Origin of the sequence: Hyalangium sp., from assembly GCF_035629615.1 — a bacterium.
In the GTDB taxonomy this organism is placed as follows: Bacteria; Myxococcota; Myxococcia; order Myxococcales; family Myxococcaceae; genus Hyalangium.
The window spans coordinates 1-3,426 of record NZ_DASPHO010000386.1; the positions used below are offsets into that span (position 1 = coordinate 1).

The window sequence follows — 3,426 nt, forward strand, 5'->3', positions numbered from 1 at the left end:
GGATGGCGTGCTCGTCGTCGACGAGGAGGACGGTCTTCACTTCCTGTCCCCTCGTTTCTTGCGCGAGCCGGCGCCGCGACTGCTCCGCCGCCGCGACGGCGGCAGGCCTGGGTCGGTGAGCACTGCGCTCGTGCTGTCGAACCGGGCTCCGATCTGGAGCCCCTGGTCGTCGATGATGAGCTCGCGCAGGGACGAGTCATGCCCGCTCTCGCGCGTCTTGAGGATGGCCAGCACCCGCCGCAGCTCGCCCTTCCACTCGAGCTGGCGCAGGAAGATGTGGTTCTCCACCAGCGCGGACAGCCCCTTCACCGGCGTCTCCACCTCGGGGCCGAAGAGCACCCGCGTCTCCTCGGTGAAGACCGTCGTCACCTCCAGCGCGCGCAGCTCGTTGGTGAAGGCGGCGAAGAAGCGGTTGATGCGCTCCGGGTGGACGGTGGACTCCTTGAAGCCCACCAGCCCATCAATGAGCAACCGGTGGACACCCCGCCGCTTGATGGCCGCGAGGATCTTCACCGCCAGCGCATCCAGCACCAGCTCCACCGGCGGCTGCCAGATCATCTCCAGCGCTCCGCTTCGCACGGCCCCACCGAGATCCAGTCCGATGGCCTGGCCCTTGCCCACCAGCCGGGGCGGCGACTCGTAGAAGCCGAAGTACACGCACGGCTCGCCCTTCGCCACACCCTCGGCCAGGAACTGCAAGCCCAGCAGCGTCTTGCCGCTGCCCGAGGGCCCCATCACCAGCGTGGCGCTGCCGCGCTGGAGCCCGCCGCGCAGCATCTCGTCCAGCGCCGGCACGCCCACCGGCACGCGCGAGGTGTACTCGCCCGGGACGGAGACGGGATCCGTGAGCATGGCCTCCGAGCGCGGGTACACGGTGATGCCCTGATGGGTGATCTGGAACACGTGCCGGCCGCGCAGGTGCGCGCTGCCGCGGAACTTGCGGACGATCAGCTCGCGCACCGCGCGTACGCCAATGAGCTCGTCCGTCAGCTCGATGAGGCCGTCCACCATGGTGTGCTCGGGGTGGACGTCCTTGGGCGAGTGGCCGTTGGTGAGCAGGAAGGTGGTGCAGCCGATGACGCTCACCAGCGTGTTCAGCTCGTGGACGAACTCCTTGAAGGCCAGCTCATTGGGCGCGGAGGCGCTGGCGCTCACCAGCCCGTCCAGCACCAGCATGGTGGCGCGGTGGTCGCGGATGAGCTGGCGCAGCAGTTCCAGCAGGCCCTTCAGCCCCTCCTGGGTGAGCACCCGGTAGGCGCTCACGTAGTGGAGCGCGGAGGCGAGCGGCTCCTCGGAGAAGAAGGCCAGGCCGCGCAGGTGCGCGAGCATCCGCCCATGCGTCTCCGCCAGCAGGGTGACGTAGACGACCCGGCCGCCATGGGCGACGTGGTGGAAGCAGATCTGGTTGCCGAGGATGGTCTTCCCCGTCCCTGGCATGCCCGCGATGATGTAGGTGCCTCCTTGGAGGAACCCGCTGTCGAGCACGGCGTCCAGGCCAAGGACGCCACTGGGGATGCGCTGAAGCGAGGGAGGGGCCACGACCGTCATCGCGAGGTGCCTCGGTACCCCAGGAGAGAGGAGGAGGGACCCACCGGCCCAGACGGGCGGGACGCCGGGGGCGCGGCGGGACGGGTCACCCTGGCCTCGGAGGGCAAGGGCGCGCGCACGCTAGCATCGGGAACATGACAGGGGGGGCACTGGCAGCAGGGGGGCATGGCGCGAGGAGAACGGGGACTCGGAGAAGGACGGACGCCGTCAGAGCTGCTTTCCGCGTGATCAGGCACCGGCCCGTCACGCGGCACACGGCATTTTTCAGACCCTCCTCGAAAAGTCACAGCCTGGCTGCACGGGGCGTCCACCAGCGGACACCCTGCCAGGGCTTTTGACACAGACCCTTGTGCAGAGCCGTCGGCCACCCATCAGTCCCAGGTGTTTGTAGAGCGGCAGACCTCTGCCCTGAGGAACGAACGATCCCCGGCGTGAACCGTGCTTTGCTAGGCGGGTATGAGCCGAGCCCTCCTCCTGTTCCTTGCCCTCTTCCTGTCGGCGGGCGTTGCGCTCGCCCAGGAGGCTCCTCCTCCCGAGCCTCCTCCTGCTGCCGAGCCCGCACCGGCTCCTGCAGCGGAAGAGCCACCGCCTCCCGAGGCTCCACCCATCCCGAAGGCGCCTCCGCCCCCGCCTCCTGAGGAGTCGAAGCCAGGCATGGAGACGCTCATCTCCGGGACCGTGTCCACAGGCGGGTATGGCGGCCCCGTGTTGGTGTACAGCCGCATTCAGGGCCGCGATGCGCTCTTGTTCGGCGGACGGGGTGGCTGGATCGCCAACCACCGCTTCGTCCTCGGTGCGGGCGGCTTCGCCCTGACGACCCGAGTGCCGGCTCCCGCGGGCGCGCCGGACATTGGCGAGGCGCTGCGGACCGAGTTCGCCTATGGCGGCCTCTGGCTCGAGTACATCTTCCTGCCGGACAAGCTCGTGCACGGCTCCATCGGCACGCTCATCGGGGGCGGAGCCGTGAGCTACAGCCGGATCCGCCGCATGCAGCGGCAGGATCGCGAGGTGGAGAATGACGTCGTCTTCACCGTCGACCCCGTCGTTGCCGTGGAGATGAACCTCCTGCGCTTCCTCCGAGTGTCCCTGGGGGTGGGCTACCGGTACGTCGGGAGTGTCGAGCTGACAGGCCTGCGGCAGGAGGACCTCAGCGGCTTCACCGGCTCGCTGATGCTCAAGTTCGGCCGGTTCTGAGTCCCGGAGTAGGACGGGCGCAGGCAGGCCCGCGCCGTCACCTGGGCGGGAGCTCGAAGTCAGCCTGGACGGCGGCGTGGTCCGACCGCGCGAGGCCACTTCCCGGGCCATCCCTCACCACGCGGAACGAGCCGGGTACGTCCTGGCCGGAGGCATCGCGGGCCCGGTAGAGGTGATCGATGGCGAGCGACGCCCCCTGGAACCACACCGTGCCGATCTCCTCCAGCGGGCGATCCTGGGAGACCCGCTCCAGCGCGCCCCCTCGCTCCAGCGCGTCGAGGGGCGGTGAGCCTGGAACGTCATTGAGATCGCCCCCCAGCACCACGAGCGCTCCCGGGCGCTCGGCGGCCACGGCCATGACGATGTCTCGCGCAGCCTCGGCCTCCGCGTACCGGCGCGCCGGGTCATCATTCACCCTGGAGCGGAAGTGGGCGGCGAAGACGATGACCTCGGTGCCCTGGACGTCGAGCCGCACCTCGAGGAGCTCCCGGGAGAAATAGGTGGTCGTCCCATCCGGGAGCGGCAGGAGGCGCTGCGCCCGGTGCCGGCGCACCTCGCGGAGGGGGTAGCGCGAGAGGATGGCCACATCGACCGAGGCCGGTGTGCCAATCTCCCCGAGCACCGCCGTGGAGACCTCGGGCAGCCGGGCCTCGAGCGCCTCCAGACATGGCAGGGTCTCCACCT

At 69.6% G+C, this 3,426-nt stretch carries 3 protein-coding genes; 1 reads left to right on the forward strand and 2 read right to left on the reverse strand.

What is annotated here, in order from left to right; genetic code table 11:
- Nucleotides 1-36 precede the first annotated feature (36 nt).
- Complete coding sequence (locus tag VD972_RS19715; protein WP_324989235.1) at nt 37-1,548, reverse strand: ATPase domain-containing protein; 1,512 nt, start codon at nt 1,546-1,548, stop codon at nt 37-39.
- Nucleotides 1,549-2,004: 456 nt separating this feature from the next.
- Between VD972_RS19715 and VD972_RS19720 the strand changes: the two genes are divergently transcribed.
- Nucleotides 2,005-2,742: a hypothetical protein gene (locus tag VD972_RS19720; protein ID WP_324989237.1), complete on the forward strand. Its 738-nt coding sequence runs from the start codon at nt 2,005-2,007 to the stop codon at nt 2,740-2,742.
- Nucleotides 2,743-2,779: 37 nt separating this feature from the next.
- Here the strand turns inward: VD972_RS19720 and VD972_RS19725 are convergent.
- A partial coding sequence (locus VD972_RS19725; protein ID WP_324989238.1) for an endonuclease/exonuclease/phosphatase family protein occupies nt 2,780-3,426 on the reverse strand: 647 nt, incomplete at its 5' end.